Source organism: Streptomyces sp. 142MFCol3.1, assembly GCF_000424945.1.
Classification (GTDB): Bacteria; Actinomycetota; Actinomycetes; order Streptomycetales; family Streptomycetaceae; genus Streptomyces; species Streptomyces siamensis.
Genome location: NZ_AUKV01000001.1, coordinates 205193 through 229738 on the forward strand (window position 1 = coordinate 205193; position 24546 = coordinate 229738).

Here is a 24546-nt window from a genome sequence, read left to right on the forward strand (position 1 = left end):
CCCCAAGGCCCCCAAGGCCCCCAAGGCCCCCAAGGCCCCCACAGGAGTTTCCCCGATGCCGAGCCCCCACGGTCCCCTCGATCCGTACGTCCGCGTCCGGGGTGCCCGCGAGCACAATCTGCGGGGCGTGGACGTCGACGTGCCGAGGGACGTGCTCGCCGTCTTCACGGGCGTGTCCGGTTCCGGGAAGTCGTCGCTGGCCTTCGGGACGATCTACGCGGAGGCGCAGCGCCGCTACTTCGAGTCTGTCGCGCCGTACGCGCGGCGGCTGATCCACCAGGTCGGCGCGCCGAAGGTCGGGGAGATCACGGGGCTGCCGCCCGCGGTGTCCCTCCAGCAGCGCCGGTCGACACCCACGTCGCGCTCGTCGGTCGGCACCGTCACCAATCTCTCCAACTCGCTGCGCATGCTGTTCTCCCGCGCCGGCGACTATCCGCCGGGCGCGGAGCGGCTCGACTCGGACGCGTTCTCGCCGAACACGGCGGCCGGGGCCTGCCCGGAGTGCCACGGGCTCGGACGAGTGCACCGTACGACCGAGGAGTTGCTGGTCCCCGATCCGTCGCTGTCGATCCGTGAGGGCGCGATCGCCGCGTGGCCGGGCGCCTGGCAGGGCAAGAACCTGCGGGACATCCTCGACACGCTCGGCCACGACGTGTACCGGCCCTGGCGGGAACTGCCCGCCGGGGAGCGGGAGTGGATCCTGTTCACCGACGAGCAGCCGGTCGTCACCGTGCACCCGGTGCGGGACGCGGAGCGGATCCAACGCCCGTACCAGGGCACGTACATGAGTGCCCGGCGCTATGTCATGAAGACCTTCTCCGACACGAAGAGCCCGACGCTCAGGGCCAAGGCGGAGCGGTTCCTGACCAGTGCTCCGTGTCCGGTGTGCGGCGGCAGCCGGCTGCGGGCCGAGGCGCTGGCGGTGACGTTCGCGGGGCGTACCATCGCCGAACTGGCCGCGCTGCCGCTGACCGAGCTGGGGTGCGCGCTGCACGGCAGCGGAGAGGCGGCGCGGGTCCTCACCGAGGACCTCAGGTCGCGTGTCGCGCCGGTCGTGGAGCTCGGTCTCGGCTATCTCAGTCTCGACCGGCCGGCTCCCACGCTGTCGGCGGGCGAACTGCAACGGCTGCGTCTGGCCACGCAGTTGCGCTCGGGCCTTTTCGGAGTCGTGTACGTCCTCGACGAACCGTCCGCCGGGCTGCACCCCGCGGACACTCAGGCTCTGCTCACGGTCCTGGACCGGCTGAAGGACGCGGGCAACTCGGTGTTCGTGGTGGAGCACCACCTCGACGTCGTCCGCGGCGCGGACTGGCTCGTCGACGTCGGTCCGCGCGCCGGTGAACACGGCGGGCAGGTGCTGCACAGCGGCCCGGTCGCGGAACTGGAGGGCGTGCCGGAGTCGGCGACCGCCCGCTTCCTCTTCGACCGGTCCCCCGCGCCGGTACGCGAAATCCGCCCGGCCCGTGGCCAGTTGAAGGTCGGGCCGGTCACCCGACACAACTTGCGCGGGGTCACAGCCGAGTTCCCCCTCGGTGTGTTCACCGCGGTCACCGGGGTGTCAGGCTCCGGCAAGTCCACGCTGATCGGCGAGGTGACCGAGGAGCTGGACGGGGTCGGGCGTCTGGTCACGGTCGACCAGAAGCCCATCGGCCGCACCCCGCGTTCGAACCTCGCGACGTACACGGGGCTGTTCGACGTCGTACGCAAGGTCTTCGCCGGGACGGACGGGGCCCGCCGTCGCGGCTACGGCGTGGGCCGGTTCTCCTTCAACGTCGCCGGGGGCCGCTGCGAGACCTGCCAGGGCGAGGGCTTCGTCAGCGTCGAGCTGCTGTTCCTGCCCAGCACCTACGCGCCGTGCCCGGCCTGCGGCGGGGCGCGCTACAACCCCGAGACCCTCGAAGTGACGTACCGGGAAAGGAACATCGCCCAGATCCTTGACCTGACGGTGGAGGCGGCGGCCGGCTTCTTCGCCGACACCCCGGCCGTCGCCCGCAGTCTGGCCACGCTGCTGGACGTGGGCCTCGGCTATCTCCGACTCGGCCAGCCCGCGACCGAGCTGTCCGGCGGCGAGGCCCAGCGCATCAAGCTGGCCGGCGAACTCCAACGGGTGCGCCGCGGACACACCTTCTATCTGCTCGACGAGCCGACCACCGGTCTCCACCCGGCCGACGTGGAGGTGCTGATGCGCCAGCTGCACGGTCTGGTCGACGCGGGCCACACCGTCGTGGTCGTCGAGCACGACATGTCGGTCGTCGCGGGCGCCGACTGGGTGATCGACCTCGGCCCCGACGGCGGCGACGCGGGCGGCCACATCGTCGCGGCGGGCCCGCCGGCGGAGGTGGCACGTTCCGCGGGCAGCCGCACCGCCCCCTATCTGGCACGGCAGTTGATCACCCGCGCTTGATCCGGCCGCGGACGGCGAGCACGGCGAGCCCCAGGAACACCGGTTCGGTGAAGCGGCTGATCATCTCGGTGCAGGTGTCCCAGGGTCCCCCGCACCCGACCCGGATGAATCGGCACTTCGGCCCTCGACTCCAGTTCCCTTGCAGACAAAGAGACTTGAGGCTTCAGGGGTGGACTGCCGTCTGTGTCCGCACCCAGTCCGGCGCCCCTTGCGCCGCCGCGGCCAGACCCCGGCGGTCCGGGTGGTTGCCGGACGCGATCGGTGGCCGTACCTCGACCTCGGCCACCAGGCCGCGGGTGGTGGCGACCCGCCACAGCGACGCGAGGAGCGAGTCGTCGCCGACGAACGCGGCGGCGGTGCTCTCCTCTCCCCCGCTCGACCGGTAGTGGACTCGCACCGGCTGCACGGGCGCTCCCGAGTCCAGCGCGGCCTGGAAGACGGCGCGGCGGAAGCGGCCCTGGGCACGTCCGCACCAGGTGCTGCCCTCGGGGAAGGCGATGACGGCCGCGCCGGAGTGCAGGGCCTCGGCGATACGGGTCACCGTGCCGGGCAGCGCGCGGAGCCGGTCCCGTTCGATGAAGAGGGTGCCGCCGCGTGCGGCGATGGCTCCCGCCACGGGCCAGGCCCGGACCTCGGTCTTGGCCAGCATCCGCGCCGGGCGGACCGCGGCGAGCAACGGGATGTCGAGCCAGGAGACGTGGTTGGCCACGAGCAGCAGGCCACCGGTGGGCGCGGCGGTCCCGGTGATCCTGGTCCGTACGCCGCTCGCCCGGACGACGGCCCGGCACCAGCGGCGGATCATCCTGTCCCGTGACACCCCCCGCATCCGGGCGATCCCCGGGGCGAGCAGGACCCCGGTGAGGACGACGGCCAGGACCGCGGCGAGCCGCAGCACGGCGCGGGGCACCGCGGTCCAGGACGCCGTCGACTCCACACAGGCCCCCGGAGAGCAGGGCGCGGTGGGCAGCCAGGCGCTGCCGGTGCCGGAGGGCGGTGCGGCGGCTCCGGCACGGCCTCGCTCCGGGGCGGCGGCTTCGTTACCTCCCCGTTCCCGGGCGCCCGGCGGCGGGGCGTCCGGCCGGAACCAAGGCCCGGGTGCGTCGGCGCGCGACCGGTCCTGGCTCCCGGCACCCGGCCGGGCCGGTCCCGCGCCGAGCGCCCCCGTACCGGGCGCTCCCACGTCGTGCGTGCTCATCACGCCGGGACGAGGGAGAGGAAGTGCCGCAGATAGCGCGGGTCGACCCGGCTCATCGGCAGCAGCACGTACAGGTCGGCGACCCCGAAGTCCGGGTCGTGGGCGGGCTCTGAGCAGACCCAGGCGCCGAGTCGCAGATAGCCGCGCAGCAGCGGCGGAAGCTCGGCGCGGGCGGGCCGGGTGACGCCCTCGGCGTTCCACGGCAGCAGGGGACGTAGGCGGTGCTCCTCGGGTGCCAGGTGCCGGGTGCGGACACGGTCCCAGGTGCCCGCGGCGAGGGTGCCGCCGTCGGCGAGCGGGATGGAGCAGCAGCCGGCGAGCCACTCGTGGCCGCCCTCCACCATGTAGCGGGCCATCCCCGCCCAGATGAGTCCGATGACGGTGCCGTCGCGGTGGTCGGGGTGCACGCAGGAGCGGCCCACCTCGACGAGCCCGGAGCGGATCGGGGCGAGCGGACCGAGGTCGAACTCGCTCTCCGAGTACAGCCGTCCGGCGATCGCGGCCCGCTCGGGCGGCAGCAGCCGGTAGGTGCCGACGACCTGGCCGGTCACCGTGTCCCGGACCAGCAGGTGGTCGCAGTACGCGTCGAAGGCGTCGACGTCGAGGCCCGGTTCCGGGGTGGACAGGAGGGCACCCATCTCCCCGGCGAACACGTCGTGGCGCAGTCGCTGTGCGGCTCGCACGTCGGCCTCGTCGCGGGCCAGGGTGACGGTGTAGCGCGTGGGGGCGACGGACTGGGGCGGGGTGTCGAGGGTGGAAACGCCGGTCATGGCACTCTCCTGGTCACGGGCCGGTTCGGCGGTGCGGCGGGCGCGGACCAGCGGTGTCCGGTCCGTGCGCTCCTGTTCTTCCGATGCCGGTTGGCGTGCGCGTGACCTGTGCCAGGAGAGTGGATGTGGGGTTGTTGAACGCCGGGTCCCCGGCCCGGTCAGCCGCCCTTCGTCACGCACCGGGCGAGCAGGCGCCCGGCCTCCTCGGGGGCGAGCACCCGCTCAAGGACGAGGTCGCCCGTCATGTTCGGGAAGAACCGGCCCGAGGGCCAGCTCCGCTCGTAGGCCGGCGGGTCCAGGACCAGCAGCCGGACTCCGTCGACGGCGGGGATGTCGCTGGGCGTCCCCTCGTTCCACACCCACTCCCCGGTGGGGGCGACGAGGTTGAAGGAGCCGGTGGTGTGCACCTGTCCTGGCTGGTCGCGGCAGACCGCGGCCTCCTGCGCGGACGGGGCACGGCCGGGTATGTGGCCGCCGCCGACGAGGACGTCGGCGACCAGCGTGTGCAGCTGGAAGTTGTCGCCGATGCCCCGCATGCGCATCGCGTAACCGGTTCCGGTCGGGCGGTGCAGCACGATCAGCGGCTCGTCGAGGACCAGCAGGGCGTACGTCAGGCACTTGAAGTGGTGTCCGGAGGCCTCCTCGACGGTCCGCGTGGCCCGCAGCAGCCGGTTGCGCAGGGCGCTGTCGAGGGCGCCGCGCACCCCGGCGTGGTTCAGCATGGCGACGGACGCCATCTCGAACTGGGGCAGCGTCATCCAGGCCAGGGCCGGTTCCGCCCCGACGCGGTCGAAGAGCGCCGGGTCCGGCGCACCGCCCTCCGGGTCGGGGAAGTCCCCTCCGCCGGTCTCCTCCCAGCGTTCGCAGAATTCACCGGCGGCGGCGAGCGTCTCGGCGAGTTCGGCGAAGACGTGCGGCGCGCAGGGCCCGGCGTCGGCGCCGCGCTCCACGCAGGCCCCGACGAGCACGGCCACGGTGCCGCGCGGCCCCGGGGGCACCTCGGGCAGCAGCGCGGCCAACAGCGGTGCCGCCCGGCCGACTTCCCGCTGCCCCGCGTCCCCGAACTGCCGGTACAACTCTCCGAACGCGCGTTCCGAACGGTCGACATCCCGCTCGCGCACCGCGGCCTCGAAGTCCGTGACGGCTTCGAGGAACCGCTCCCTCCCGTTGTTGTCGAAGATCATGCCGGCAGCCTACCGACGGCAGGGGTGCCTGGCGGGACCGGGGATGAGCACCACTCCCGATCCCGCCCGTCCGCACCCTTACGGCGAACGACGTACGGCTAGCGCTTGCCCGACGAGCGGGTCGCGCGCAGCCACTCCTTGTTCATGCTGGTGATGGAGAACAGCGGGATGCCCTTGGGGCACGCCGTCGCGCACTCCCCGGCGAGCGTGCAGCCGCCGAAGCCCTCCTCGTCCATCTGGGCCACCATGTCGAGCACCCGCGACTCTCGTTCGGGTGCGCCCTGCGGGAGCGCGTTGAGGTGGTTGATCTTGGCGGAGGTGAACAGCATGGCCGCGCCGTTCGGGCAGGCGGCGACGCAGGCGCCGCAGCCGATGCACTCGGCGTGCTCGAAGGCGAAGTCGGCGTCCGGCTTGGGCACGGGCGTGGCGTGGGCCTCCGGCGCGGCGCCGGTGGGGGCGGTGATGTAGCCGCCGGCCTGGATGATGCGGTCGAAGGCGGAGCGGTCGACGACGAGGTCCTTGACGACCGGGAAGGCCGAGGCACGCCAGGGTTCGATGTCGATGGTGTCGCCGTCCTGGAAGGACCGCATGTGCAGTTGGCAGGTGGTGGTGCGTTCGGGGCCGTGCGCGTCGCCGTTGATGACGAGCGAGCAGGCGCCGCAGATGCCCTCGCGGCAGTCGTGGTCGAAGGCGACCGGGTCCTCGCCCTTGAGGATGAGTTCCTCGTTGAGGGTGTCGAGCATCTCCAGGAAGGACATGTCGGCCGAGATGTCGTCCACCTGGTACGTGGACATGGCGCCTTCGGCGTCGGCGTTCTTCTGGCGCCAGACGCGCAGGGTGAGCTTCATGCGTAGCTCCGCTGAGTGGGGTGGACGTACTCGAAGACGAGGTCTTCCTTGTGCAGGACGGGGGACTGGCCCGTCTCGGTGAACTCCCAGGCCGCCGCGTAGGAGAACTCCTCGTCCCTGCGGGCGGCCTCGCCGTCCGGGGTCTGGGACTCCTCGCGGAAGTGCCCGCCGCACGACTCGGAGCGGTGCAGCGCGTCGAGGCACATCAGCTCGGCGAGTTCCAGGTAGTCGACGACGCGGTTGGCCTTCTCCAGCGACTGGTTGAACTCTTCGCCGGTGCCGGGGACCTTGATGCGCCGCCAGAACTCCTCGCGGATCTGCGGGATCCGCTCCAGCGCCTTGCGCAGTCCGGTCTCGGTGCGGGCCATGCCGCAGAACTCCCACATCAGTTCGCCGACTTCGCGGTGGAAGGAGTCCGGGGTGCGGTCGCCGTCGACGGCGAGGAGCAGCCGCAGCCGGTCCTCCGTCTCGGCCAGCACCTCCTGGACGGCCGGGTGTTCGTCGGTCACCTCGTCGTGGTGGGGGTTGCGGGCGAGGTAGTCGTTGATCGTGGAGGGGAGGACGAAGTAGCCGTCGGCGAGGCCCTGCATCAGGGCGGAGGCGCCGAGGCGGTTCGCTCCGTGGTCGGAGAAGTTGGCCTCGCCGATCGCGAACAGGCCGGGGACGGTGGTCTGGAGGTCGTAGTCGACCCACAGGCCACCCATCGTGTAGTGCACGGCGGGGTAGATCCGCATCGGCACCGTGTACGGGTCCTCGGCGGTGATCCGGGCGTACATGTCGAAGAGGTTGCCGTACTTCTCCTCGACCGCCTTGCGGCCCATCCGCCGGATGGCGTCCGCGAAGTCGAGGTAGACGCCCTGACCGCCGGGGCCGACACCGCGGCCCTCGTCGCAGACGTTCTTCGCGGCACGGGAGGCGATGTCCCGGGGCACGAGATTGCCGAAGGACGGGTAGATGCGCTCCAGGTAGTAGTCGCGCTCCTCCTCCGGGATCTCGTTCGCGGGGCGGGTGTCGCCCTTCGCCTTCGGCACCCAGATGCGTCCGTCGTTGCGCAGCGACTCGCTCATCAGCGTCAGCTTGGACTGGTGGTCGCCGGTGCGCGGGATGCAGGTCGGGTGGATCTGGGTGAAGCACGGGTTGGCGAAGTACGCGCCGCGCCGGTGCGCGCGCCAGATCGCGGTCGCGTTCGAGTTCATCGCGTTCGTCGACAGGTAGAACACATTGCCGTAGCCGCCGGAGGCGAGGACCACGGCGTCCGCGAAGTACGTGTCGATGCGGCCGGTGATCAGGTCGCGGGCCACGATGCCGCGCGCCCGTCCGTCGACCACGATCAGGTCGAGCATCTCGGTCCGCGGGTGCATCTCCACGTTGCCCGCGGCGATCTGCCGGGACAGTGCCTGGTAGGCGCCGAGCAGCAGTTGCTGGCCCGTCTGACCGCGGGCGTAGAAGGTGCGGGAGACCTGGACGCCGCCGAAGGACCGGGTGTCGAGGAGGCCGCCGTACTCGCGGGCGAAGGGCACGCCCTGCGCCACGCACTGGTCGATGATCTCCACGGAGATCTGCGCCAGCCGGTGGACGTTGGACTCCCGCGCCCGGAAGTCGCCGCCCTTGACGGTGTCGTAGAAGAGGCGGTGGACGGAGTCGCCGTCGTTGCGGTAGTTCTTCGCCGCGTTGATGCCGCCCTGCGCGGCGATCGAGTGGGCCCGGCGGGGCGAGTCCTGGTAGCAGAACTGGACCACGTGGTAGCCCTGTTCGGCCAGCGTCGCGCCCGCGGAACCGCCCGCGAGACCGGTGCCCACGACGATCACGGTGTGCTTGCGGCGGTTGGCCGGGTTCACGAGCTTGGCCTCGAAGCGGCGGGTGTCCCAGCGTTCGTTGACCGGGCCCTGCGGTGCCTTGGCGTCGGCGACCGGTTCACCGGTCCGGTACGCGGCGTATTCGGACGATACGGTCATGTCAGCTCACCACTCCGGTCATGACTCCGACGGGTACGGCGATGAAGCCCGCCGTCAGCACCAGCGCGAGGGCGTTCGCGCCGGCCTTGAGGGCGCGGTCGCGGCTGCGGCGGCCGGCGCCGAGGGTCTGTGCCGCGCTCCAGAAACCGTGCCGGATGTGCAGGCCGAGCGCGAGCATCGCGACGATGTAGACGACGTTGCCGTACCAGGTGGAGAAGGTGTCCACGACGTTCTGGTACGGATGGCCCTCCTGGAAGCCGCCCGAGTGCACCGTGCCGGCCGTCAGGTCCAGGAGGTGCCAGACGATGAAAAGGCCGAGGATGATCCCGCCCCAGCGCATGGTGCGCGTGGCGTAGCTCGCCCGGGCCTTCTTGTGCACGTACTTGCTGGGGCGCGCCTTGATGTCGCGGCGGCTGAGCTGGTACGCGGAGACGGCGTGCGCGACGACCGCGACGACCAGCGCCACGCGAAGGACCCAGAGGGTCCACTCGTAGTGCATGACGGGTTCGCCGAGGGTGCGCAGCCAGTGGGCGTAGTGATTGAACTCGCCGGCCCCGAAGAAGATCTTCAGGTTCCCGATCATGTGCGCGACCAGGTAGAGCAGCATCATCAGGCCGCTGACCGCCATCACGGTCTTCTTGCCGACGGAGCTGTCCCACACGGTACGCGTCATGGACGGTCGTCGGTCCGTCCGCGTTGCCAGAGCCATGCCGTCGAAGCTAGGGCCCACAGGGCCGATCGGTCCAAGACATGGTCCAGCTTGTTTCCATAGGCATGGGCTATCGTCGAGATGTGCAGTTCCAGCAGCTCCAGTACTTCGTGGCGGTCGCCGAGACCCGGCACTTCACCCGCGCCGCCGATCTCGTCCATGTCGCGCAGCCGTCCCTGTCCCAGCAGATCAAGGCGCTGGAGCGGGAGCTCGGGGCGGACCTGTTCCAGAGAGCGCGCGGGAACATCACGCTGACGGACGCGGGCGAGGCGTTGCTGCCGCTGGCCCGGCGCATCCTGGCCGACGCGGACACGGCCCGGCACGAGGTGCAGGAACTGGCCCAGCTGCGCAGCGGCCGGGTCCGCCTCGGTGCCACCCCGAGCCTGTGCACCGGCCTGCTCCCCGATGTGCTGCGCGCCTTCCACGACCGGTATCCGGGCATCCGGCTGCTCATCGAGGAGGGCGGCTCGCACGATCTCGTACGGGAACTCGCGCGCGGCGCCCTGGACCTCGCCCTCGTGGTCCTTCCTCTCCCCACCCCGTCTCCCGCGCTGACCACCCTGGAGCTGCTGCGCGAGGACCTGGTGGTGGTGTCGTCGCCGGACGCGCCCGCGCCGGGCACCGGCCGTACGGTGCGCATCGCCGACCTCGAGGGCGAGCGCCTCGTCATGTTCCGGCACGGCTACGACCTGCGAGAACTGACCGTGGCCGCGTGTCGTGCCGAGGGCTTCGAGCCCGACTTCGCCGTCGAGGGCGGCGAGATGGACGCCGTGCTCGGCTTCGTCCGCGCGGGACTCGGCGTGGCCGTCGTCCCGCGCATGGTCGCGACGCGGTCCGGGCGGGGGCTGCGGGTGACCCCGCTGGCCCGGCCAGGGCTGCACCGGACGATCGCGCTGGCCCACCGCAGCGACGTGGCTCCGCCTCGGGCGGCGCGGGAACTCCAGCGGATGCTGCTGGAGCGCTGACGGGCGGCCCTTCCGCCTGGAGGCACGCCCGGCCGGGGGCAGGCCCGCGGGGGCCGGTGGGCGGGGCTGGCCCGCGGGGCGGTCACCGGCCGAAGTCGGCCCCGCCGGGCCGACGGGCGGGGCACACCCACCGAGCGCTCACCCGGGCAAGACCAGAGCCGCCGCGTCCGGCGGCCGGGACGCGCCGGCGGGACCGCCATCGACCGAAGTCAGGCCCGCGGGGCGGCACTCCCACCGAGCGGTCACCAGGTGGGGATGAACCCGCCGTCGATGACCAGGTCGCTTCCGGTGATGTTGCGGGCTCGGTCGCCCGCCAGGAAGAGCACGGTCTCCGCGACCTCCGAGGGCAGCGAGAAACGGCCGGTGACCGTGGCGGCGGAGGCCTTTGCGACGACGTCGTCCGGCGTGATCCCGGCGGCCGAGGAGACGGTCGCGGCCACTCCGTCGCCACCGAGCCACAGCTCGGTCTTCACCGGCCCCGGACTGACCGTGTTGACCCGGATACCCCGCGGGCCGACCTCCTTCGACAGCGCTTTGGAGAAGGCGACGAGGGCGGCCTTGCTCGCGCTGTAGTCGATCACCAAGGGGTCGGGCAGGGTGGCGTTGACCGAGGCGACGGTCACCACGGAGCCCTCGCCCGCGTCCAGCATCACCGGCAGGGCGGCCCGGGTGACCCGGACGGCCGTCAGCAGATTGAGGTCGACGACGCGCTGCCAGTCCTCGTCGGTCACCGACAGGAAGCCGCCGGTACGGGCCGGGGCGGCACCGACGTTGTTCACCAGGATGTCGATCCGCCCGTCCGCCGCGGCGACCAGGCGCTCGGCGGCGTCCGGTTCGGCGAGGTCCGCCGGGAACCAGACGACCGAGCCCTGCTCGACCAGCGCGTCCAGTTCCTTCGTCGTGGTCCGGGACCCGGCGACGACCCTCGCTCCCGCGCCGGCGAGCGCTTCGACGATCGCCAGCCCGATGCCCTTGCTGGCACCGGTCACCACCGCGGTCCGGCCCTCGAGTTCCTTGCCCATGCCGCTCAGCTCCTGCCCGTGGGGAGTGCCGGGAGTCGGGGGGCCCGCACCCTGGCCGCCCGTTCCAGGAGACCACGGCACGCGCGCGGTCTCAGCCCGTGGCGTCCACCAGGGCCAGTTCGTGCAGCCGCTCCGGCGGTCCCGGGCGGGCGTAGTACCAGCCCTGTGCGGTGTCGCAGCCCAGTATCCGCAGTTGTTCGGCCTGCGCGCCCGTCTCCACACCCTCGACCGTGACCGCGAGGTCGAGGGAGTGGGCGAGGGACACGATGCCCTCGACGATCTTCAGGTCGACGGGGTCCGCGGGGAACTGCTGCATGCCCTGGGTGAAGGATCGGTCCAGCTTGAGGATGCTCACGGGCAGCCGGCGCAGGTTGGCGAGGTTCGAGTAGCCCGTGCCGAAGTCGTCCAGGGCGATGTCGACGCCCATCTCGGCGAGCCGGCGCAGCGGCTTCAGCAGGTCGTCGTCGGCGCCGATCAGCGCGGACTCGGTGACCTCCAGGCACAGCGCGTCGGCGTCGAGTCCCTCGCGCTCCAGGATGTCGACCGTGTCCTGCACCAGGCCGGGGTGGGTCAGCTGGCACGGCGACAGATTGACGTTGATCCTCAGGGGGCCGGCGTCTGCGTGGCGTTCCTGCCAGGCGCGGGCCTGGCGCACGGACTGCTCCAGGACCCAGCGGCCGAGCGGCACGATCAGGCCGGTGTGCTCGGCGAGCGGGATGAACCGGTCGGGGCCGAGGACGCCGTGCTGCGGGTGCAGCCAGCGGACCAGCGCCTCCGCGCCGCGGACGCTGCCGTCGCCGAGGTGCACGAGCGGCTGGTACTCGATGAAGAACTCGCCCCGGTCCAGGGCCGCGGGCAGCGCGGTGGTCAGTCCGTGCCGGGTGATGGCGCGGGCGTCGGCCTCGGGATCCGCCAGCTCGAAGCGGTTGCCGCCCGCGGACTTGGCCCGGTACATCGTGATGTCGGCGCTGCGCAGCACCTCGGCGGGACCGCGTTCCCCCGCCGGTCCCTCGACGATGCCGATGCTGCCGCGCACGGTCAGCTCGCGGCCGTCGATGCTGATCGGCGTGACGAGGGCGTTCATGATCCGCCCGGCGAGTTCGTCGACCTCGTGCTCGGTGCCGGGCCCGGTGGTGAGCGCGACGAACTCGTCGCCGCCGAGCCGGGCGACCATCTCGCCGGGGGCGGTCGCGCAGGACTGCAGCCGGTCGGCGACCTCGACGAGCAGCCGGTCCCCGGCCGCGTGCCCGAGGCTGTCGTTGATGGTCTTGAAGCCGTCGAGGTCGAGGTAGCACAGGCCGAAGCGCTGGCCGTCGCCCGCGGACAGCGCCTTCTCCAGGCGCTCGAAGAAGAGAGTGCGGTTGGGCAGTCCGGTGAGCGCGTCGTGCGTGGCCTCGTAGCGCAGCCGCAGATTCAGCAGCCGCCGCTCGGTGGTGTCCTCCATCAGCGCCAGCTGGTACTGGGGTTCGCCGTCCGCGTCGCGGAGCAGGGAGACCGTCAGATTGGTCCACAGGGCCGTTCCGTCGGGCCGGTAGAAGGCCTTCTCGACGTGGTAGTGCTCGCGCTGGCCGCGGACCAGTTCCTCGTACAGCCGCCAGACCTGGGGAGCGTCCTCGGGGTGGGTCCACTCGGGGACCTTGCGGCCGAGCATCAGCTGCTCGGAGCCGCCGAACATGCGCAGCAGCGCCCCGTTGACCTGGAGGACGTTGCCCTCCAGGTCGGCGATGCCGATTCCTATGGCCGCGCCCTCGAAGACCGCGCGGAAGCGGGCCTCGCTGGCGTGCAGCGCCTCGGCGACCGCGCTCCTCGCGCTCAGCGCCGCCCGGGAGATGGCTTCCTGTTCGGCGAGGGTCCGCTCCCGCAGGGCCTGCGCGAAACCGGCGGCCATGGCGTGCTGGAGCCGTGCGGACCGGGTCCGCAGCGCCTCCTGCGGCCCGTCCTCTCCGCAGTACAGCACCAGGTAGGCGTCGACGCAGTCGAGTGCGCGGCTGAGCGCTTCCGGGTCCGTGCAGTGCGCTCCCACGAGCGCGGCGCCGACCGCGTGGCCCTCGGCCGCCTCGAAGGTCCGGGCCCGCAGCGCGTCGCTCAGCCGCCGGGCCAGCGGGATCAGCAGTTGCTCGAACTCGGGCCGGGTCAGCGACGTCGAAGTCACCGGGAACACCGCCCGGCTCCAGATCGTCGCGAACCGGCGCAGTCTGTCTTCCGGCCCGTCCGGCTCGGCGGTCACGCGGTGCGCCCCACGCCGCCGAACCCGGAGAAGGAATAGGGATCCTCGTCCTCCGATGCCGTGTCGGGCCTCCAGTCCGGCATCGGCACCAGTCCGGGTTCCACCATGTCGTACCCCTCGAAGAACCGCGCGATCTGTTCGCGCGAGCGCATGATCAGCGGATTGCGGATGTTCTTGTAGACGTCGACCGCGCCTTCGGCCCGCTCCGGCGGGAGCGGAATCCCCTCGTACGAGGCGTGCGTGACGATGAGCAGGCTGCCCGGCGCGAGTGCGTCGCGCAGCTCCGCCACCGCTCCGTACGGGTCGTCCGCGTCTTCCACGAAGTGAAGTATGGCAACGAGAAGCAGGGCGACCGGCCGGTTCAGGTCGATCAGCCGCTGGAGCTGAGGGCTCGCCAGGATCTCGTGGGGCTTGAGCAGATCGGCGGCGAGGACGTCCGCGTCGTCGTCGTCCCGCAGTACGGCCTCGCTGTGCGCGACGGCCACCGGGTCGTGGTCGACGTAGAGGACGTGCGCGCCGGGCCTTGCCGACTGGGCGACCTCGTGGACGTTTCCGAAGGTGGGGATGCCCGAACCGATGTCCAGGAACTGGTCGATGCCCTCGTCCGCGGCGAAGCGCACGGCACGGCGCATGAACGCGCGGTTCGCCTGCATGATCTTGGGAAGTCCCGGCATGAACTCCATCGCCTTGCGTGCCGCTTCCCGATCGACCTCGAAGTTGTGCGAACCGCCCAGGTAGTAGTCATACATACGGGACACGCTCGGCATGGAGATGTCAATGCTGCGGGGGGCCCAGGCGGGACGCTCCATCTATCTCTCCAAGGCGTAGGCGACGGCGTAGGCGATCCGGTGTTCGAGCTGAGGCTACTGATCGCCCGCCAAACGGGCGAGCCAAAACGGAAATTGACCATCCGTTCCCGGTCACTGCCTCCGGCAAGTGCCGAATTGACGTCCCGCGAACCGCTCACGAACAAGCGGTGCGCCGCCCCTGCGAAATCGCTCCGAAGCATTCCAAAAAGCTCGGAGGAGTTACGAAGCGTGGTCACGTCGTCCGGAGAGGCGCCGTCATCGGCCCGTTCACCGACGGCCATTCACCGTCGGCCGGAGATCACGGAAATCTTTGAAGTCCGGACGGACTCCGTCAACTTCCGTCGGCGCAAGGACGCCGCCGGCACCTGGCGTCGATCGGCCGCCTCCGTGTGCCGCCCGGGCACGCCCGACCGGCCGCACCGGCCCGGGCACGCCGAACGGTCCGCCCCCTCCGTTGCGGTGCGGAGGGGGCGGACCGGGGTCGCGCGCGCTGTTCCGTTGGTCCGGCACACTTGCCTGTCTGCGTCCACTCCCTTCCGCGCTCCGTGGTTCTCCGGGCGAGACGATCAACCCTGGGGAGGTGATCAACTACTTCTGCGCGCCGACCGGCTTTCCGTCGGGGGCGACGGCGTACCACGTGCCGCCCACGCCCTGACCGTTGGTGTCACCGGGAGCCTTGTCCCCGGAGAAGGTGTAGATGGGCCAGCAGTTGACCGTCATCTGCTTGATGCCGTCCGGGCGGGTGAAGGGCATGAGGCCCTTCTTCTTGACGCCCTTGGTGTCGTCCTCGGAAACCGGCGCGACGGCCGGCCACTTCTCCAGGCAGGCACCGGTGCAGGCCGACTTGGAGACGGGCCAGGCCTGGTCCTTCATGAAGCGGTAGACGGTCATGCCGTTCTTGTCGACGATGATGTCGCCGAGCTTCGGGTCCTTGTGGACGGAGAGACCGGGCAGGTCGGCCAGGGTCGCCTTCTTGCCGTCGGGGGCGGAGGCGTACCAAGTGCCGCCGACGGCCTGGCCGTTGGTGTCCCCGGCCTTGGTGTCCTTTGCATAGCGGTACATCGGCCAGCCGCCGATGGTCAGCTGCTTCGAGCCGTCCGAGCGGGTCACCTCGCCGAGCAGGGCCTTGTCCACACCGGTCGCCGCCTCGGCACCCTCGGCGGGAACGGGCGGCCAGGCCTTCGCACAGTCGCCGTCACAGCTCGACTTCGGCGGCTCGGCCGTGTCCTTGTCGAAGCGGTACAGCGTGAAGCCGGCGCTGTCGGTGAGCACCTTCCCGAGCTTCGTGCTTTCGGTGACATCGAGCTGACCTGCGGATTCCGCCTGGGCGGCGGGACTCTGCTGGTCCTTGGAATCGGCGCCGTAGCCGTTGCCGGCGGTGGTGCCGGTCCCGTAATCACCCGCGGCGGCGGTCGCACCCACGTTCTGGCTGCCCGTCGACTGGGCGCCCTGATCCTGACCGCACGCCGTCGTGAGCGCCAGCACGGCCGCAGCTGTCGCTACGAGCGAGGCGCTCCGCCAGGAGGTCTTCATTGGTAACTCCCGCTGTTCGCATAAGTGTTGCAGCGCCCTGCTGCGCCGCGCATGGCCCTAGGTACGGGCGGGGGTGGCGGGAGTGTTCAACCGGCTCACAAAATTCTTTCCGGAACCTGTGACGTGGTGTGCGCCCCGGCGCGCGAGCGCGCATGTCACCGGCGCGTTCCGCCTGCATTCCGGCGCAGGCGTGCGGACCCGCTGCGCGCGCCCCGCCCGCGCCGCCCTGGCGCACGTGTGCGGTCCCGTCCGGCCCGCTCTTCCCGGCCGTCAAACCGCGACGGGGCAGGCGTCCTCCCTTCGGGGCATTCCCCCGGCACTCCGGCGTGGCCCGGCCGCGATCGCTCCATGATCTCGGTCGTGCATGGACCTCCGCGGACCCGATCCGCCCTCGTCATACGGGTGCTGACGCTGCTGACGCTCACCTGGATCCTCGCCGGGGCACCGAGCGGCTCGGCCTCGGCCGACGCCTGTGCGTACGCCTCGACCGGCCCGGACGGAACAGCGGCGGTGGCCGCCGCGGGAAGCGGCGCGGTGGCCGTGGCCGGGGACACCGCCTGGTGCCCGACCCCCACGCCGACGCCGCCCTGCCCGCCCACGCCCACGCCGACTCCGCCCCCCACGCCGAAGCCCACCCCGCCCCCGAAACCGACGCCTCCGCCGAAGCCGCCTCGTCCCCCGAAGCCGGACCTACCGCCTCCACCACCCCCGTCTCCTCCGGCGCCCGAGCCACGGCCCGTCGTACGACGGCCCGCTCCCCCGCCGGCACCGAAGCCGCCGCCCGAGCGCCCCAAGCCGTCGCCGACGCCGGTGAGTTATCCGGCGTACCACGCCGCACCGCACCAGCACCCGCCGCGCAGCGGGCCGTCCCTCGTCTCGCTCACCCTGCTCATCACCGCGCCCGCGGTGCTCGCCGTCGCGGCGCTGCGCCCGCGCTGACCCCCAGGAGGCAACCTTGTCGGATTGGCTTGTTCTCGCCCTCGCGATGGCGGCCGCGTGCGTCGTCGTACTCATCGTGGTGCTCGTGCGCCACCGCAGGGCCCGCGAGGACGAAGATCCGTCCGAGACCCCGGACGTCATCGAGTACATGACGATGATGATCGGCGTGGTGTACGCCATCGTTCTCGGGCTGGCCATCGCGGGTGTCTGGGAGGCCCGGGGCGCCGCGCAGGACCATGTGCAGGCAGAGGCCCAGGCCCTGCACGAGATCTCGGAACGGGTCCGCGTCTACCCGCCCGAGGTGCGCGACCGCGTCCGTGACGACGTCAACGCCTATGCCGGTCACGTCGTCACGACCGAGTGGAAGGCGATGGAGAAGGGCCGGATGACCGCCGAGGGCGGCCGGCTCCTCGACCGCATCCGCCAGGACGTCACCGACTACGAGCCGAAGTCGGACTTCGAGGCCCAGGCGTACCAGCCGCTCGTCGACCAGGTCACGGCGGCGGACGCCGCGCGCAACGCCCGCGCCGACTCGACCGGGGCGACCATGCCGGGCGTGGTGTGGTTCGGGCTGATCACCGGCGCCCTGGTGACCGTCGGGATGGTGTTCGCGCTGCAGATCCGGCGCACCGCACGGGAGCTGATCCTCGCCGGGCTGTTCTCCGCGCTGATCGCCTTCCTGCTCTTTTTGATCTGGGACTTCGACGCGCCCTACAGCAGGGGCATCGCCGCCTCGGCGGAGCCGTTCACCGCGCTGTTCCCGCACCTGACCGGGTGACGGAACCCCGACGACCATCACGCGGCCGAGGGCCGGGAGCCACGCCGCTCTCGTCCCCCGGTGGTACGTACGCCGTCCCCCGTACGGCCCACACGACTGACCCGTTCGCGCGACTGCGATCGCGCACGCGCGCACCCTTTCCTAGCGTTTCGTCCCGTCGAGGCGCATTTCCGACGCGAGCGGAACGGTCCGCAGCGAGGCTCCTCGGGACCCGGAGGCTTCACCATGCACGCGATACGCGTCGCGTCGGCCGCGCTGCTCGGCGCGGCCTTCCTGGCCTGGACGGCACCCACCGCGCTCGCCGACGACGGCAGCGACTCGAACATCACGCCGTTCGGTTTCGCCGTCCAGCCCTCGACGGTCGTCGCGGGCGGCCAGGTCTCGCTCCAGCTGAAGCGGGACGGCGCCGGCTGCAGCGACGCGGCCACGGTCTCCTCGGGCGTCTTCGACACCGTCAGCATACCCGCGGCACAGTCCTCCGCCACCGTCGTGGTCGACCGGAACGCCAAGCCGGGTGCCGTGTACGAGGTGACGTTCTCCTGCGGCGGCACGACCGGTCACACGGACCTCGCGATCGCGGGCGGCGGTTCGGCCGACGTGACGACCGTCCCCGCGCAGCAGGGTGTCGACGCCGGTGTCGGCGGCAGCAGCGACGGCTTCGACCTCCGGGAGATCGGCCTGGGAGGGGCTCTCGTCACCGGTTCCATCGGCGCCGCGTGGTACGTGGCGCGCCGCCGCGCCACGCCCGACGACTCATGACGGGCTCCGAGGGCCCCACGGCCGGTGCGGCACGACCCTCCGCCCCGGCCGCCCTGTCGGGGGCATCCGGGGCGGAGGGCTGTCACATGCGGGCTCCGCGCGGGCCGACGGGTCCCGGAGGAGGACGAACGGTCTCCGAAGGGGGACGGGACCGGTTCTCTTCCGGGGGACGCCGGTCAGATCTTCTTCTCGGATCTGCGGCGCAGCCAGAGGACGCCGCCGCCGATCACCGCCGAGGCCACCAGGCCACCGCCGATCGCCATGTCGATGGGCGTCGCACCGGTGGTGCTGCTGCCACCGAGTCCGAGATTCGACGGGCCGGGGTATCTGAGCGCATCGCCGATGACGGTGTAGGCGTTCGGGCGGGTCAGTGCGCCCACTCCGACGCAGTTGACGGTGATGTCGTACGGGCCGGGGCGCGCGTCACGGTTCACGGTCGCCGTTCCGCTCGCCGTGTCGTTGTTGCCGGGGACCCGGGCGAGGGTGGCGCGCCCGAATCCGGGCGAGGTCATGGTGCCGCCGTTGCGGCATCCGTCGACCGTCACCGTCAGCCGGCCCCCTGCCGCGATGACGTTGGGCTGGGCGACGATGTTCCGCGAGCCGCCTCCGTGGTTGTTGTCGAACCCGTGGTTGTTGTCGAACCCGTGGTTGTTCCCGAAGCCGTTGTTGCCCCCGTGGTTGTTGTTGAACCCGTTGTTGAAGCCGTTGTTGAACCCGTTGTTGAAGCCGTTGTTGTAGCCGAATCCGTTGTTGTACCCGGGCACGAAGCCGTTGCCCGGTACGAAGCCGTTGCCCGGCACGACGCCGGTGCCGGGCACGACGCCCACGATGGTGCCGTTCTGGGTGCCCGTGCCGCCGCCCACGATGGTGCCGTTCTGGGTGCCCGTGCCGCCACCCACGATGGTGCCGTTCTGGGTGCCCGTGCCGCCGCCCATACCGTCGGCGAGAGCCGCCGGGGCGATCGTCCCGAGGAGTGCGGCCGCGGCGGCCGAGGCCGCCAGGGCGCGTGCGTTGCGCATGTGATCCTCCGCGGAAGACGCCCCGGGAACCGTCCCCGGTGGATCGGCGAGACAGCGCCTCCCAGACCGACCTTCAGATGCCGGGCACGGGCCCGCATTTCGAGAATGGTCCGTCCTGGTGAGAGGACACGCCGAAGGAATTCCACACAATCGGATATTGCCGCAGGTCACGGACCGTCAGAAAATTCCTGGTCCCGGGGACTCGGATGGCTCACGACCGATGTACTCCGCCACCCGTTCGCTCGCGTCCCGTCGCCGGACGGCCGTGCTGGAATTAGCGTTCTCATATGCTCGACGGACGTGGCGACGGCCACGTCGAGAGGGGATGACGAATGCTTGCGTCCGAACTGGCCGAAGAGGAGGAGCGGCGGAGGAAGCGCGCCCCTTGGGGCGTTATAGCGCTTGTTCTGCTGACCGGCCTCGCACTCATTCGGAACGGCTCCGGTGAGTTCGACGTGGGTCCGCCGCAGCCCGCGTCGGCGGCCGCGGCGGACAGCCGCACCTCGGCCGGCACCTTCTCGAACGGGCCCTCCAGCCTGCCGTTCTCCTCGGTGCAGCGGGTGAAGATCCCGGCGATCCAGGTCGACGCCCCGACCGTGCCGGTGGGGCTGGACATCGGCGGCTGGGTCGATGCCCCGCCGCCGGACGACCCGAACCTGGCCGGCTGGTTCACCGGCGCGGTCTCGCCCGGCGAGAAGGGCACGTCGGTCATCGTCGGCCACGTGGACAACACGCAGGGTCCCGCGGTCTTCTACGGGCTGGGGGCACTCAAGAAGGGCAACAAGGTCGAGGTCCTGCGCGAGGATCGGAAGACGGCCGTGTTCGAGGTGTACGGCGTCGACGTGTTCGAGAAGAGCAATTTCCCCGGCGACCGTGTGTACGGCAGCAAGGGCACCCCGGAATTGCGGGTCATCACCTGCGGCGGCGGTTTCTCCAAGCAGCACGGTTACGACGGGAATGTCGTGGTGTTCGCCCGCCTGGTCGAGGTTCGCTGAGCGTTCCCGGCCGGGCGGGCGAATGCCCGCATGCCGTCTCTACACGAATTTCCGGTGCGGCACGGTGATGTGGTAGCCGGAGTCCAGCAAGTGCGGAAGGTATTCGCGCAGTGCGCGCACGCTCTGCGAACGGTCGCCACCCGCGTCGTGCGAGAGGATCACGACGCCCGGGGCGGCGCCCTCCTCGACCCGGTCGACGATGGTGCGGGTGCCCGGGGTCGTCCAGTCCAGCGAGTCGACCGTCCATGCCAGCGGCTCCATGCCGAGTTCGGCGCCGATCTTGAAGGTGTTCCGGTTCCACGCGCCGTACGGTGCGCGGAACCAGGCGGGCGGCTCGCCGTAGGCGTCGTCGATGACCTCGCAGGTGCGCTCGATCTCGCGGCGGATCGCGGAACGCGAGAGCTCGGTCAGCTGCGGGTGGGTCCAGGTGTGGTTGCCGACGATGTGGCCGTCGTCGGCCATCTCGCGCAGCAGGTCCTTGTTGTCGACGGCCATCTCCCCGCACACGAAGAACATGGCCCGTACGTCGTACTCGCGCAGCGTGCTCAGGATGTGCGGGGTGTACCGCGGGTCGGGACCGTCGTCGAACGTCAGCACCATGCGGCGGGCGCTTCCGGACATCTGCAGGATCGGCTCGCGGCGGACGGCGGTCTTCACCGGCCTGTGCCGCGGCGGTCCGTCTCCCGCCATCGGCTGGAGGCGGAAGGCGGAGGGCTTGAGCGCCGTGCGCAACTGCGGGCCCTGGCCGGGTGGGACACTCGCCGGTCGCGCGGCCGGCTCGGCCGTCAGGACTCGGGCCGTGCCCACCGCCCCGGCCGCGCCCAGGACGGCAGCACCGGCGATCAACGTCCGGCGCCGGGTGAACAGCTGATCCTTTTTCATGATTCATGAGTCACCCCGTGGAGGGGCGGCGCGGCTGAGCACCACCGGTACGGAGCCACGAAAACACCCGATGGAACCATTTCAGCGGCGGCGTACCAGCGGGAACGGCAGCGTCTCGCGGATCGTCAGCCCGGTCAGGAACATCACGAGCCGGTCGACTCCGATGCCGAGACCCCCGGTGGGCGGCATCGCGTACTCCAGGGCGTCCAGGAAGTCCTCGTCCAGTTCCATGGCCTCCGGGTCTCCCCCGGCGGCGAGCAGGGACTGCTCGGTCAGCCTCCGGCGCTGTTCCACGGGGTCGGTCAACTCGGAGTAGGCGGTACCCAGTTCGATGCCGAAGGCGATGAGATCCCAGCGTTCGGCGAGACGCGGGTCGACGCGGTGCTGCCGGGTCAGCGGGGAGACCTCGGTCGGGAAGTCCTTGTAGAAGGTGGGCAGCCCCGTGCGCTCCTCTACCAGCCGTTCGTACATCTCCAGCACGACGTCGCCACGCGAGTCCTTCGGTCCGTACGGCACACCGGCGCGGTCGCACAGCCGCACCAGCGTCTCCAGCGGCGTGTCGGCGTCGACCTGCTCCCCCAGCGCCTCCGAGAGGGCGCCGTACACCGTCTTGACGGACCAGGGCCCGGAGATGTCGTACTCGGTGCCGTCCTTGCGTGCGACGGGCGTGCCGAAGGCGGCGGTGGCCGCGCCCTGGATCAGCTCGCGGGCGAGGTCGAGCATCACGTCGTAGTCGGCGAACGCCTGGTAGGCCTCCAGCATCGTGAACTCGGGGTTGTGCTTGTAGGAGACACCCTCGTTGCGAAAGGTGCGGCCCATCTCGAAGACCTTCTCCAGGCCGCCGACGCACAGCCGTTTCAGGTACAGCTCGGGCGCGATGCGCAGATACAGGTCGAGGTCGTAGGCGTTCATGTGAGTGGTGAAGGGCCGGGCGTTGGCGCCGCCGTGGATCTGCTGGAGCATCGGCGTCTCGACCTCCAGGTAGCCGCGGTCGAGCAGGCCCTGCCGCAGAGCCTGGACGGCCGTGGAGCGGGCCCGCACGAGGGAGCGGGCGTCCGGGCTGGACACCAGGTCGAGGTAGCGGCGGCGGACCTTCGCCTCGGGGTCGGCGAGTCCCCGTCGCTTGTCCGGCAGCGGGCGCAGGCACTTGCCGGTGAGCTGCCAGGAGGTGGCGAAGACGGTCCGCTCTCCGTGGTCGCTGGCGCCGGCGAGACCGCTCGCGGTGATGTGGTCGCCGACGTCGGCGTCCTTGCGGAACCGGTCGAGCGCGGCGCCCGACTCCGCCCGGGTGAGGGCGATCTGAAGGTCTCCGGACCAGTCGCGCAGCACCGCGAACAGGATGCCGCCGAAGTCGCGTACGAGGATCACGCGGCCGGCGACCGTGACGTCGGCGCCCTGCGGGACGTCGGCGAGGGTGTGGGTGCGGGACGGGACACCCACCGGGTAGGGGTCCGTGCCCTCGGCACGGAGCCGGTCGAGGGTCCGGTGGCGGATCCGGACCTGCTCGGGCAGGCCCTGGTACGGCTCCGCCGCTCCGGCTTCCTCCGTACCGTCCGTCCCGGGGGCCGACGGCGCGGGCAGGCCTTCGGCGGTGGCGGGTACGGGTGCGCCACGGGTGTGCCCGTTGCCCCAGAGCTTGCGCAGCGACGGCACGGAGACGAAGCCCTCGGCGATGCCGGAGGCGAGGCCGATCCGCGCGAGGGCACCGGTCTCGCCGTAACAGATGAAGCGGGGATACCACTGCGGGTGGTACTTGGCGTTGGAGCGGTACAGGGCCTCCAGCTGCCACCACCGGGAGAAGAACAGCAGCAGTCGGCGCCAGAGCCTGAGCACCGGGCCGGCACCGATGCGGGCGCCTTCCTCGAAGACCGAGCGGAACACGGCGAAGTTGAGCGAGATCCGCCGTACGCCGAACTTTCCGGCCACCGCGCACAGTTCGGCGACCATGAACTCCATGACGCCGTTGGGTGCGCTGCGGTCGCGCCGCATCAGGTCGAGGGAGATGCCGTCCGGCCCCCAGGGCACGAAGGAGAGCAGCGCAAGGAGCCGGCCGTCGGTGCCCAGCGCCTCGACGAGCAGACAGTCGCCGTCGGCGGGGTCGCCGAGCCGGTCCAGAGCCATCGAGAAGCCGCGTTCGGTCTCCGTGTCGCGCCAGGCGTCCGCCTTGTCGACGACCTGTCTCATCTCCCGGTCGGTGAGGGTGGAATGACGGCGTACGCGGCAGGTTGCGCCGGCGCGCCGGACCCTGTTGACCGCCTGGCGCGTGACCCGCATCTCCCGGCCGCCGAGGTCGAAGTCGGCGACGTGCAGGATGGCCTCGTCGCCGAGTTGCAGGGCGCCGAGGCCGCATCGGGCGTACGCCTTGGCGCCCTCCTCGGACGCGCCCATGGCCGCGGGCGCCCAGGCGTAGCGGCGGGCCATGTCGAGCCAGGAGCCGATGGCGTGCGGCCAGGCCTCGCGGTCGCCGACGGGGTCGCCGCTGGCGAGGCAGACGCCGGCCTCGACACGATAGGTGACGGCGGCCTTGCCGCTCGGGGAGAAGACGACCGCCTTGTCGCGGCGGGTGGCGAAGTAGCCGAGGGAGTCGTCGGCTCCGTAGGTGTGCAGCAGTGCCCGGATGCGGGACTCCTCGTCGCCGCGCAGCGCCGCTTCCAGGCGCTGGGAGCGGAAGAGGGTGGCGGCGGCGTTGAGGAGGGCGATGGCGCCGAAGAGTCCGAGGAGGAGGAACAGCCAGCGGGGCGGACGTCCGGCGAACGACTGCCCGGAGACGAGTCCGCCGCAGACCCGGTTGGCCGCCCAGAGCAGTCGCTGCCCGTGCGGCAGGGTGCCGGGGAACAGCTCCACCAGGCCCCAGCCCATCAGGATCGCCAGGGCCAGCCCGGCCAGCAGGACGACGAGGGCCCGCCGGACGGCGCCGTGCCGGGAGTCGGCGTAGAACGCGCCGCGGGCCACGATCAGGAGCGTCAGCAGCAGTGCGCAGACGACGAGGGAGGGGATCGACTGGGCGAACATGCCCGCCGCGACGCCCAGGATGTCGACCAGGACCAGCAGGCCCAGGTAGACCACCACCAGCCACCAGGCGATCCTCTTGCGGGCTGCGGTCGCCGCGGCCAGCAGGAAGAGGAAGACGGCGTACGCGAGGTTGGCGCTGATCGGCACGATCAGCAGGTCCAGGAAGCGCACCACCGGGCGCAGCAGCAGGCGCAGCGGCGCGAAGAAGGCAAGCAGGACGCAGAGCAGTCCGAGGGCGCCGAAGAAGGTGGCGAAGCCCTCCGGCACCCTGTCCAGGAAGCCTGCCCCGGGCCGCCTCGCCGCGCCCGCCGAGTCCTTCGGCGGACGGGCCTCCACGGTGGCACTCATGGTTCCGACTGTAGGAAGACCGGCGCACCCCCGCCCGTCGAGCCCCATCGCCCGTCCAGCGGGCGCCCCCACCCACCGGACGCCGCGCCTTCCGTGCACCGCGCGCCACCGGTCCCGTCCACCGCGCGAGCGGCTCAGGGCCGCCGGGGAGGCGGCTGCCGCCCGACCGTAGCGGGGGCGCCCGGTGTGCCGG

The 24546-nt window shown here is 71.5% G+C and carries 18 protein-coding genes and 1 pseudogene; 6 read left to right on the forward strand and 13 right to left on the reverse strand.

What is annotated here, in order from left to right:
* The first annotated feature begins 55 nt into the window (after positions 1-55).
* Positions 56-2404, forward strand: a complete 2349-nt coding sequence (locus H305_RS0100935; protein ID WP_028798745.1) for an ATP-binding cassette domain-containing protein — start codon at positions 56-58, stop codon at positions 2402-2404.
* Between the two features lie 163 nt (positions 2405-2567).
* On the opposite strand, the gene H305_RS44125 is transcribed toward H305_RS0100935, so the two are convergent.
* From H305_RS44125 to H305_RS0100965, 6 genes are all read right to left on the reverse strand, one after another.
* Entirely contained in the window at positions 2568-3371 is an 804-nt protein-coding gene (locus H305_RS44125) for a lysophospholipid acyltransferase family protein (protein ID WP_037762080.1), read from the reverse strand.
* A 227-nt stretch (positions 3372-3598) separates the two neighbouring features.
* Positions 3599-4369: a GNAT family N-acetyltransferase gene (locus H305_RS0100945; protein ID WP_028798746.1), complete on the reverse strand. Its 771-nt coding sequence runs from the start codon at positions 4367-4369 to the stop codon at positions 3599-3601.
* Positions 4370-4527: 158 nt separating this feature from the next.
* Entirely contained in the window at positions 4528-5553 is a 1026-nt protein-coding gene (locus H305_RS0100950; protein ID WP_028798747.1) for a hypothetical protein, read from the reverse strand.
* Positions 5554-5651: 98 nt separating this feature from the next.
* Positions 5652-6401 (reverse strand): succinate dehydrogenase/fumarate reductase iron-sulfur subunit, encoded by a 750-nt coding sequence (locus H305_RS0100955; protein WP_028798748.1) that lies wholly within the window; start codon positions 6399-6401, stop codon positions 5652-5654.
* Positions 6398-8356 (reverse strand): fumarate reductase/succinate dehydrogenase flavoprotein subunit, encoded by a 1959-nt coding sequence (locus H305_RS0100960; RefSeq protein ID WP_028798749.1) that lies wholly within the window; start codon positions 8354-8356, stop codon positions 6398-6400. Before H305_RS0100960 ends, H305_RS0100955 begins: the two co-directional genes overlap by 4 nt.
* A gap of 1 nt (position 8357) precedes the next feature.
* Positions 8358-9029: a succinate dehydrogenase gene (locus H305_RS0100965; RefSeq protein WP_028798750.1), complete on the reverse strand. Its 672-nt coding sequence runs from the start codon at positions 9027-9029 to the stop codon at positions 8358-8360.
* A gap of 119 nt (positions 9030-9148) precedes the next feature.
* On the opposite strand from H305_RS0100965, the gene H305_RS0100970 reads away from it, so the two are divergent.
* Positions 9149-10030, forward strand: a complete 882-nt coding sequence (locus H305_RS0100970) for a LysR family transcriptional regulator (RefSeq protein ID WP_028798751.1) — start codon at positions 9149-9151, stop codon at positions 10028-10030.
* A gap of 242 nt (positions 10031-10272) precedes the next feature.
* Here H305_RS0100970 and H305_RS0100975 read toward each other — a convergent pair whose 3' ends face one another.
* The 4 genes from H305_RS0100975 to H305_RS0100990 form a co-directional block, all read right to left on the reverse strand.
* The gene (locus H305_RS0100975) at positions 10273-11052 is read right to left on the reverse strand and encodes an SDR family NAD(P)-dependent oxidoreductase (RefSeq protein ID WP_028798752.1); all 780 of its coding nucleotides are present in this window, start codon (positions 11050-11052) and stop codon (positions 10273-10275) included.
* 91 nt (positions 11053-11143) lie between these two features.
* The gene (locus H305_RS0100980) at positions 11144-13279 is read right to left on the reverse strand and encodes a putative bifunctional diguanylate cyclase/phosphodiesterase (RefSeq protein ID WP_028798753.1); all 2136 of its coding nucleotides are present in this window, start codon (positions 13277-13279) and stop codon (positions 11144-11146) included.
* Positions 13276-14088, reverse strand: a complete 813-nt coding sequence (locus H305_RS0100985) for an SAM-dependent methyltransferase (protein ID WP_028798754.1) — start codon at positions 14086-14088, stop codon at positions 13276-13278. Before H305_RS0100985 ends, H305_RS0100980 begins: the two co-directional genes overlap by 4 nt.
* 588 nt (positions 14089-14676) lie before the next feature.
* Complete coding sequence (locus H305_RS0100990) at positions 14677-15621, reverse strand: SCO0930 family lipoprotein (protein ID WP_028798755.1); 945 nt, start codon at positions 15619-15621, stop codon at positions 14677-14679.
* Between the two features lie 810 nt (positions 15622-16431).
* On the opposite strand from H305_RS0100990, the gene H305_RS55645 reads away from it, so the two are divergent.
* The 3 genes from H305_RS55645 (at position 16432) to H305_RS0101005 (ending at position 18097) form a co-directional block, all read left to right on the forward strand.
* Positions 16432-16560: a hypothetical protein gene (locus H305_RS55645; protein WP_037761960.1), complete on the forward strand. Its 129-nt coding sequence runs from the start codon at positions 16432-16434 to the stop codon at positions 16558-16560.
* Between the two features lie 16 nt (positions 16561-16576).
* Positions 16577-17338, forward strand: a complete 762-nt coding sequence (locus H305_RS0101000; RefSeq protein WP_078628818.1) for a DUF4239 domain-containing protein — start codon at positions 16577-16579, stop codon at positions 17336-17338.
* 225 nt (positions 17339-17563) lie between these two features.
* Complete coding sequence (locus H305_RS0101005; RefSeq protein WP_028798757.1) at positions 17564-18097, forward strand: hypothetical protein; 534 nt, start codon at positions 17564-17566, stop codon at positions 18095-18097.
* 176 nt (positions 18098-18273) lie between these two features.
* Here the strand turns inward: H305_RS0101005 and H305_RS54285 are convergent.
* Positions 18274-18690, reverse strand: a pseudogene (locus tag H305_RS54285) (hypothetical protein); the annotation flags it as partial.
* 758 nt (positions 18691-19448) lie between these two features.
* Here H305_RS54285 and H305_RS0101015 point away from each other — a divergent pair.
* Complete coding sequence (locus H305_RS0101015) at positions 19449-20111, forward strand: class F sortase (RefSeq protein WP_028798758.1); 663 nt, start codon at positions 19449-19451, stop codon at positions 20109-20111.
* A 39-nt stretch (positions 20112-20150) separates the two neighbouring features.
* Here the strand turns inward: H305_RS0101015 and H305_RS0101020 are convergent, their stop codons facing one another.
* Both H305_RS0101020 and lysX read right to left on the reverse strand, forming a co-directional pair.
* Positions 20151-20993: a polysaccharide deacetylase family protein gene (locus tag H305_RS0101020; protein ID WP_028798759.1), complete on the reverse strand. Its 843-nt coding sequence runs from the start codon at positions 20991-20993 to the stop codon at positions 20151-20153.
* 81 nt (positions 20994-21074) lie between these two features.
* The gene (lysX, locus tag H305_RS0101025) at positions 21075-24353 is read right to left on the reverse strand and encodes a bifunctional lysylphosphatidylglycerol synthetase/lysine--tRNA ligase LysX (RefSeq protein ID WP_028798760.1); all 3279 of its coding nucleotides are present in this window, start codon (positions 24351-24353) and stop codon (positions 21075-21077) included.
* Positions 24354-24546: the final 193 nt, after the last annotated feature.